We start from the raw sequence: 6,148 nt of genomic DNA on the forward strand, positions 1-6,148 counted from the left end.
GCTTGCGCGATGTCGGCAAAAGCAAACCCAACTACTGGGGCATTTACGATATGCACGGCTTGATTTGGGAATGGACGGAAGACTTCAACAGCAGCCTGCTCTCGTCTGGCAATGCCGATACGCAAATGTTTTGCAGCGGCGCATCCGTAGGCTCCAGCGACCCATCGAATTACGCCGCCTTCCTGCGCTACGGCATACGCACCAGCCTGCAATCCAAATACGTCCTGCACAACCTAGGCTTCCGCTGCGCCTCGAAATAACCGGTTTCATCACCAAAGCAGCTTTGGCGGTACTGAAAGGTATCGCCTTTTTTTTGCCACTATAAAAGGTCGTCTGAAAACATTCCGTTTCTCCGAAACCGTGTTTTCAGACGACCTTTTTAGATGATTGGGTTCTATTGATCTGAATGGGTTGCGTACATTCTATAGTGGATTAACTTTAAACCAGTACGGCGTTGCCTCGCCTTAGCTCAAAGAGAACGATTCTCTAAGGTGCTGAAGCACCAAGTGAATCGGTTCCGTACTATCTGTACTGTCTGCGGCTTCGTCGCCTTGTCCTGATTTAAATTTAATCCACTATATAAACCTTGCTTATCATTTTCTTCAGATGATTCAAATCAAAAATTAATTACATATAATTAATAATATTGTAATAATACTATACAATATAACTAATTCTAAATAATTAAATATAATTATTTGGGATTAGTTAGTATTGTTAAAAATTCAAATTTGGAGAATGAAAAGATGAAACTAAACTTATCCGTCAAACCGCTGTGTTTGGTGTTGTCCCTTGTTTTTGCAAATGTTTGTGTTGCTGAAGGTATTGCGACAGGAGCGATGCACAAAAACGGTTCTGCCGCATTGGGCAAAGAATCGAAGGCGGGGGAGAATGCGACTGCGTTGGGCGATAAAGCAGCTGCAGCGGGTTATAAGTCTGTTGCTGCCGGCTATGATTCAAGCGCTTCGGGTTTGAGCGCGTCGGCATTTGGCAGCGAGGCTAAGGCGGAAGCATTGCGGACGGTTGCCGTCGGTTTCAGGGCGAATGCAAAAGGAACCATATTGCCGTCGGCGGCGCATCGAAGGCTTCCGGTGGGCAGTCGGTGGCGGTCGGTTTGATGTCGCAGGCAACAGGTTTGCGTTCTATCGCGGTCGGTGAAAGCGCGAAGGCTGGCGATATTGATGCGGTTGCGTTTGGACGGGGCAGCGAAGCCAATGCACTCAGTTCCACTGCTGTCGGGGATAGGGCAAAAGCCAACGGTACGCAGGCGGTCGCGCTGGCATCTGCTGCCGAGGCAAACGGTTATCAGGCGGTTGCAGTCGGTACGCGCGCGGTTGCCGAAGAAACCAACAGCGTGGCATTGGGCGTGGAATCTTCGTCCACCGCGCTCAACGGTCTTGCCGCAGGCACGCGCGCACGGGTACGGAAATCGGGCGGAACGGCTTTGGGCGCAGGTGCTGCCGCATTTGAGGAAAAATCCGCTGCTTTGGGCTACAAAGCGGAAGCACGCCAACAAAACTCCGTGGCACTCGGTACGGACAGCGTTGCCGATACTGCGGCAGGCGTTGCAGGCCATGACTTTGCCACCGGAGCGGCAAGTACGGAAACGGGTAAGGCATGGGTATCGACTTTGGGCGCGGTATCTGTCGGCAGCGAACAAAACAGCCGCCAGATTACCAATGTTGCTGCGGGTAAGGAGGATACGGACGCGGTCAACGTTGCCCAAGTGAAGAGCCTTGCCCGCCAAACCCAAAGCAGCCTTGCCGCAGCTGAGAGCAATCACCAGACCCAAATCGCCGCTTTGCGCAACGAAGCCAAAGTCCGTATGGACAAACTTGAAGAGCGCGCCGATTCAGGCTCCGCCGCTGCAATCGCAGTCGGCAGCCTCGGACAGGCATATCAGCCGGGACAAGGTGCGGTTTCCGTCGCAAGCGGTATCTGGCGCGGTAAAAGCGGTTACGCCGTGGGTATTTCCAAAGTATCCGCCAGTGGCAAATGGCTGGTTAAAGGCTCGGCAGTCGGCGCGGCGAAAGGCGGTGCGGGCGGCGGCGCCAGCGTAACCTACCTCTGGTAATCGTTGTTAGGTGTATCGCCGAAAGGTCGTCTGAAAACATTCCGTTTCTCCGAAACCGTGTTTTCAGACGACCTCGTTCTTGATAATTCCCTATTTGTCCCAATTCTGTCGATGTTATTAATTTTCGACAGAACAAAATGAATCCCAAATACGCCCCGCTTTTCCAACCCTTCACGCTGAACAACGGCGTAACCGTCAAAAACCGCCTTGCTGTTGCGCCCATGACCCATTTCGGTTCGCACGCCGACGGTTTAATCAGCGACCAAGAGCGCACGTTCCTCGGCAACCGTGCAGGTGATATGGGGCTCTTTATCTCCGCCGCCACTTTGGTTCAAGACGGCGGCAAGGCCTTTCGAGGACAGCCTGAAGCTACGGGCGAACACTGTCTCGACAGCCTGAAAGAAACCGCCCAAATCATTCAAAAACAAGGCGCGAAAGCGATTTTGCAAATCCATCACGGCGGCTCTAAAGCGATGGCGGAACTCAACCGCCGCGACAAAATCAGCGCATCTGCCAGCGAGGAAGAAGGTGCGCGTGAAGCGAGTGCCGCAGAAGTGGAAGAACTCATCGCCTCCTTCGCCCAAGCTGCCGATTTGGCGATTCGCGCAGGCTTTGACGGCGTGGAAATCCACGGCGCGAACGGCTATTTAATCCAACAGTTTTACTCCGCCCAAAGCAACCGCCGCAGCGACCAATGGAGCGGCAGCTTGGAAAACAGAATGCGCTTTCCGCTCGCCGTCGTCGACGCCGTTGCCGCCGTCCGCAACAAACACCAACGTAACGACTTCATCATCGGCTACCGCTTCTCGCCCGAAGAGGCAGGCGAAGACGGGCTGACCATGGCCGAAACCGGCGCACTGATTGACGCGCTGGTGCAAAAGCCGCTGCAATACCTGCACGTTTCCTTGTGGGAATTCGACAAGAAAATCCGACGCGGCGGCGATACGGCGCAAACCCGTATGCAGTTCATCCACGAGCGCATCAATGGCAAACTGCCCCTTATCGGCGTGGGCAACCTGTTTACCGCCGATGATATTCTGGCGGCGTTTGAAACCGGCTGGGCGGAATTTATCGCACTAGGCAAAACCGTCATGATAAATCCGCACATCGCCACACAAATCCGCGAAGGCCGCGAAGCTGAAATCGAAACGCGACTCGACCCGGCGCGCGCCGACCATTACGGCTTCCCCGACATCCTGTGGGAATTTTCCGCCAGCGGTACGCAATCGTGGCTGCCACCGGTAAAAGGCGCGGACTGGAAGCCGGTAGATGCCTGATTGACTGTAACGACAGCTTAAAACGGCAAAGATCACGTTTGCTGGTTTGATGAGGTCGTCTGAAAAGGTTGCGGCATACGAATAACCTTTTTGCTATGACTGAGAGGTCGTCTGAAAAATCAAATACGAGATTTCAGACGACCTTTTTATTGTTTTGCTTCAGGGAAATGACGGTTGATGTACCAGTCGGCTTGTGGTGCGGATGAACATGTTTTATCGGGCGAGGGGGGGATTAAACAACATAGTCTTGTCGTTGTTTAGCCTATGGGTCGTCTGAAACGGGAAAAGGTGATGCGTGTGATGAGATGGTTTGATGGATGTGGTTTTAAAAGTGTTGTTATATATCATATATTATTTTGATTTAAATCAGGCGGTTGAGAAAAAGGAGAGGTTTTTTTAACTTGCGGTTTGGGTACTTTGTCATATATATGTTTTAATTCATGCTTTGAGTTGTAATGCTGTTATTTATAATCACTTGAAAACCTGCGGTTGTTTGTAATATAACTAAATTATTGTTTTTTATATTTTTTGACTTTGTGGGCAATGATGCAGATTGTCTTTGGCAGGGTTGGCGTAAGGAGTAAAAAATGCATGTTGTCGTTCTTCCATCGTGGTATCCGAAATCCGAAACGGATGTGGACGGGATTTTCTTCCGTTTGCAAGCTCAAGCTTTGCAGCGCAAAGGCTTGAAAGTAGGGGTCATTGCGCCTTTGTTCCGCTCGTTGCGGACGGAGTGGAAAAGTATTTTGACCGGACCTTATGGAATGCGGCATCACCGGCAGGGCGGTTTGAATACTTATGTTTACGACAGTATGTATTTTTTCCCGCATTGCCCCGTCGTCGATATCGACCGTATCCGTTGGGTAAGGGCGGGCATGAAGGCTTTTAAGCGGTATGTGGCAGAAAACGGCAAACCTGATGTCCTCCATGCGCATACGATGAATTTCGGTGGCGTTTTGGCGCATGAAATTTCTAAGAAATACGGTATTCCTTATGTGATTACCGAACACAGCAGCGCGATTGCCCGCAACCTGGTCCGTCCGAACCAATGGCCCAGTATGAAAGAATCCGCCCGACATTGTCAGGCGCGTTTTGCGGTCAGCAAGGATTTTTGTGCATTGCTGCGCGAGAAATACGGTTTGGATTGGGAATATCTGCCGAATATTTTGGGCGATAACTTTGCGCGTTCGTTCGAGCCTTTCGATAAGTCCCATCAGGATTTCACGTTTTGCTCCGTTTCCCACTTGCGCCATCTGAAAGGGCATGATTTATTGCTTCCCGCCTTTGCCAAGGCTTTGGAAAAGTATCCCTTCCTCAAACTCAAAATCGGTGGCAATGGCGCGGAGGCGGAAAATCTGCGCCGCTTGGTCAACGAATTGAACATCGGTCATGCCGTCACCTTTTTGGGCGCGTTGAAGACGGATGAGGTCTTGGACTTGATGCGCCATAGCAATGCTTTTGTACTCGCCAGCCGTGTGGAAACGTTCGGCGTGGTGTTTATCGAAGCGCTGTCACAAGGCTTGCCGGTCATTGCGACAATGTGCGGCGGACCTCAGTCGATAGTTAATGAGGATAATGGTTATCTGATTCCGACTGAAAACATAGAGGCATTGAGCGAGGCACTGATTCGGATGTATGAAGAACGCGAGAAATTTTCGGCGGAAAAATTGCGTGCAGATTGTTTGAACGAGTTTGGCGAAGATGCCGTGATTGGAAGGCTGATTCAAGCGTTTGAAAAAGTGACCGGCAAATCGGCGGAAGCGTGAATCAATCACGGTATGTGAGAGCAGAAGGCTTGCGACCAGGCTTAGAGTCTGGTGCAAGCCTTTATTGTTTGCGAATATGGGTTCTTTGTGATTAGAATTACCCGTTTTGATGATAAATTCAAATTTTGGGCAGGCAAAACAAGATTTATGCCGCTTTAAATACGCAAATATTAAGGAAATCCCAATGAAAATCAAACTTTCAGCCTTCGTTTTGTCACTTGCCGTTTGTACGCATGCCCATGCGCTGACTACGCGTCCGGTTGAGCATACTTGCCCGATAGGCGGCGAAAAATTCACATCGGTTATGGTAATGTCGGGCTTTTCGATCGATATGAAGACTGATTTGGAGCCGGTAGGCATGGTTATGGCGCCTGCCCCCATTCCGGTTTGTCCGAGCAATAAGTTTGTCATGTTTAAGGACGACTTTACGCAACAAGAATTGGATAAGTATGAAAAAGTCATCCGGAGCGAAGCTTATCTCAAGCAGGTGGCTGAAAAGGCCTCAGCGCAAAGGTTGGCGGGGGTGATGTTGGAGTTGGCAGGCGAAAATCAAAACGCAGAACAAATGATGTCGATATTTTTGCATGCCAGTTGGCTGGGCGGTCATCAGCAAGATCTGGAGAAAGTCCTGCATTACGCCGATTTGACTTTGAAAGATGACAGCCTGCCGGCTGAAAAACGTGTGAATACCAAGCTTGTGCGCGGAGAAATGTTGCGCAAACTGAGCCGGTTTGATGAGGCGAAAAAGCAGTTTGAAGAATTGACAAATGAGCCGACGGTTAAAGCTTCCGAGTATTTGCAAAAACTGACGGAGCTGGAGTTGGAACTGACAGCAGAAAAAGACACCTATTCGCATCCGGTAAGGCAAACCTTGAGTTTGCGCGGCAAAATAAAAGACAAATAACCGTCATTGCAAGATTGGGGCGCATTGCTTTGCGTTGAATGTATAGTGGATTAACTTTAAACCAGTACGGCGTTGCCTCGCCTTAGCTCAAAGAGAACGATTCTCTAAGGTGCTGAAGCACCAAGTG

4 protein-coding genes and 2 pseudogenes are annotated in these 6,148 nt (G+C 50.3%); 5 read left to right on the forward strand and 1 reads right to left on the reverse strand.

The features are described from left to right. On the forward strand, window positions 1–260 hold a 260-nt coding region (locus HMPREF1051_RS04950), incomplete at its 5' end, for a formylglycine-generating enzyme family protein (protein WP_036491943.1). A gap of 257 nt (window positions 261–517) precedes the next feature. Here the strand turns inward: HMPREF1051_RS04950 and HMPREF1051_RS15165 are convergent. Beyond that, window positions 518–580, reverse strand: a pseudogene (locus tag HMPREF1051_RS15165) (transposase); the annotation flags it as partial. A gap of 166 nt (window positions 581–746) precedes the next feature. On the opposite strand from HMPREF1051_RS15165, the pseudogene HMPREF1051_RS04955 reads away from it, so the two are divergent. The 4 genes and pseudogenes from HMPREF1051_RS04955 to HMPREF1051_RS04970 all read left to right on the forward strand — a co-directional run bounded on the left by HMPREF1051_RS04955 (window position 747) and on the right by HMPREF1051_RS04970 (window position 6,021). Continuing rightward, window positions 747–2,074: pseudogene (locus HMPREF1051_RS04955) on the forward strand (YadA family autotransporter adhesin). Window positions 2,075–2,211: 137 nt separating this feature from the next. Next, window positions 2,212–3,351, forward strand: a complete 1,140-nt coding sequence (locus HMPREF1051_RS04960; protein ID WP_004565666.1) for an NADH-dependent flavin oxidoreductase — start codon at window positions 2,212–2,214, stop codon at window positions 3,349–3,351. A gap of 587 nt (window positions 3,352–3,938) precedes the next feature. Further along, the gene (locus tag HMPREF1051_RS04965; RefSeq protein WP_004565658.1) at window positions 3,939–5,117 is read left to right on the forward strand and encodes a glycosyltransferase; all 1,179 of its coding nucleotides are present in this window, start codon (window positions 3,939–3,941) and stop codon (window positions 5,115–5,117) included. Window positions 5,118–5,301: 184 nt separating this feature from the next. Further along, a complete protein-coding gene (locus tag HMPREF1051_RS04970) occupies window positions 5,302–6,021 on the forward strand; it encodes a hypothetical protein (protein ID WP_004565654.1) in 720 nt (239 codons plus the stop codon). Window positions 6,022–6,148: the final 127 nt, after the last annotated feature.

This window comes from Neisseria sicca VK64 (genome assembly GCF_000260655.1).
Lineage (GTDB): Bacteria > Pseudomonadota > Gammaproteobacteria > Burkholderiales > Neisseriaceae > Neisseria > Neisseria sicca_B.

What these genes read in the sequence shown, in the direction of transcription:
- HMPREF1051_RS04960 (WP_004565666.1), top strand. Translation starts at nt 2,212, where the DNA reads ATGAATCCCAAATACGCCCCGCTTTTCCAACCCTTCACGCTGAACAAC.
- HMPREF1051_RS04965 (WP_004565658.1), top strand. Translation starts at nt 3,939, where the DNA reads ATGCATGTTGTCGTTCTTCCATCGTGGTATCCGAAATCCGAAACGGAT.
- HMPREF1051_RS04970 (WP_004565654.1), top strand. Translation starts at nt 5,302, where the DNA reads ATGAAAATCAAACTTTCAGCCTTCGTTTTGTCACTTGCCGTTTGTACG.